This is a genomic window from Geomonas sp. Red276 (assembly GCF_054784495.1).
In genome coordinates, this window is record NZ_BLXW01000094.1 from 1 (window position 1) to 1,241 (window position 1,241).

General features: G+C 52.1%; 1 protein-coding gene. It reads left to right on the forward strand.

Annotated elements, in window-relative coordinates; genetic code table 11:
* Window positions 1-152: 152 nt before the first annotated feature.
* Window positions 153-1,118 carry a transposase gene (locus ACYVL5_RS23615; RefSeq protein WP_460597993.1) on the forward strand — a complete coding sequence of 322 codons (966 nt, stop codon included), beginning with the start codon at window positions 153-155 and terminating at the stop codon, window positions 1,116-1,118.
* Window positions 1,119-1,241: the final 123 nt, after the last annotated feature.

The following is a 1,241-nucleotide window of genomic DNA, read 5'->3' on the forward strand; positions in this document are numbered from 1 at the left end:
ACCTGTGAGACAGTGACGACCTCACCTCGCGACTACCCGGTCGCAATCCCCGGAACGCTGGTCGCAATGACAGCGGAACGGCGGTCGCAATCACATCAGTTCACCCGGTCGCAATCATCGGAATACGCACATTGAGCGGAGAGACATCTTCCATGACGATGTTGACCGGGACGATTTTGTCCATCGACTGGTTTGAGATCACCACAAAAGCTTCAACTCGTTGCTTTGCGTGGGCCTTTATACCAAACCATTTCCACCTCCTTCTTGAGACGGGGCAAGTGCCCATATCAGTTGTGATGCAGAAACTGCTGACCGGGTACGCTACAACCTTCAACTTGCGTCATCATCGACACGGGCATTTCTTCCAGAATCGTTATAAATCGATCCTGTGTCAGGAAGACACTTACCTTCTTGAACTGGTTCGCTACATCAACCTCAACCCGTTACGTGCCGGTATTGTCACTTCTTATGAAGAGCTCAGGCGCTACCCGTACTGTGGTCAGAGTTGCGTTGTCGGCTTGAACTGTAAGTTGGAGTCATGGATGCCAACGAAGCAGATCCTGGAGCGCTTTGGAAGAGAACGGAAAGAGAGTTTGAAAGCGTATGAGGCGTTTGTGGTTGACGGGATCACGCAGGGCCAAAGACCAGACCTGACCGGAGGAGGGTTGGTCCGGAGTGCCGGCAGTTGGCATGCAGTCATTGCCGCGAGGGAATACGGCGTCTTCCTCAAGAGCGACGAGCGGATTCTCGGAAACAGCGATTTTGTCGACGAGGTTCTCAGCGAAGTAGAAGCAGAAGAGATCGAAAAGAAGAGCCTGTACCATCGCGATCACATCGATGTCGAGCACGTTATCGCTGTCGTTGCTAAGGTCTTGGGGATTAAAGAAGATGAGGTTCGTAAAGCAGATAAGCAACCACGGCATGTTCAAGCGCGTGCCCTGCTCTGCTTCTGGGCTATACGTGAATTGGGCCTGACGGCGACATTCCTTGCCAAAGAGTTGGGGAATTCTCAGCCTGCCGTTAGCCAAGCAGTAATCAGAGGGGAACTTCTTGTCAGAGAGCACGCGTGGAATTTGCGGGACTTGCTGAAGGCCTCACCTGAGCAGGCAACCGAGTAACTTATAATCTTACCTGATTAGCGCCAATCTTCCGCTGGAAGACAAGCGCGACATATTACGTCGTAGGTGGTTCATATAATCACGGCACATTCCATCCGAGGAGGCTGCCGTGAAGAATCGTTT